This window comes from Stutzerimonas nitrititolerans (genome assembly GCF_003696285.1).
Taxonomy (GTDB): Bacteria; Pseudomonadota; Gammaproteobacteria; order Pseudomonadales; family Pseudomonadaceae; genus Stutzerimonas; species Stutzerimonas nitrititolerans.
The window spans coordinates 1-533 of record NZ_RFFL01000080.1 but is presented as its reverse complement, the minus strand read 5'-3'; the positions used below and the strand labels follow the sequence as shown (position 1 = coordinate 533).

Sequence of the window (533 nt, the reverse complement as noted above, 5' to 3'; positions counted from 1 at the left end):
TTTTCAGCCCTTTTCAAACCGTCCGTGGAAATGGGGTAGAACCCACCTGTCCCTTACAACCGGCCCAACCCAGCTGCTCGGCGGCTTAAGGCAGAATGCTACGAAGCTCTCGCTATCCGAGTGGTTGAGCTCTAGGAGCGGCTTCTGGGCCTCCAGGAGCGACCAAAGGAGTAAGCGCTCTGCATCAGTGCGGTAGCTGTTGAATGTTGTCTCGTTATCGCTGCAGGTTTTTAGGAAAGCACGTACTGCAACGTATCCCTCCTTGGCGCGAAGCGCCGCTGGAAACCCTTCCAGAAATGCGCGCACCTCAGGTAGCTCATATCGCAGCTCTGGGGATTGAAACTCGAGCTTTTTGAAGCGAGTAAGCACCTCAAAAAGAGGTTGTGGCGCGATCTTCATGACGTTGATCCCGGCTCTAAGCCCTAATAGCCATCGGCGTGCGTACCCGAGCGCGACGTGCGTTGTACTCATTCAGGCTAGTTCCGGATGCTTAGGGGATCAATGAATCGCCCCGGGTTTTGTGGAGGCCGTTT

Annotated in this window: 1 protein-coding gene; it reads right to left on the bottom strand. The window is 55.2% G+C overall.

The features are described from left to right. Positions 1-3 precede the first annotated feature (3 nt). Positions 4-471, bottom strand: coding sequence for a hypothetical protein (locus EA795_RS20785; RefSeq protein WP_122079252.1), 468 nt, complete (start codon positions 469-471; stop codon positions 4-6). Between the last annotated feature and the right edge of the window lie 62 nt (positions 472-533).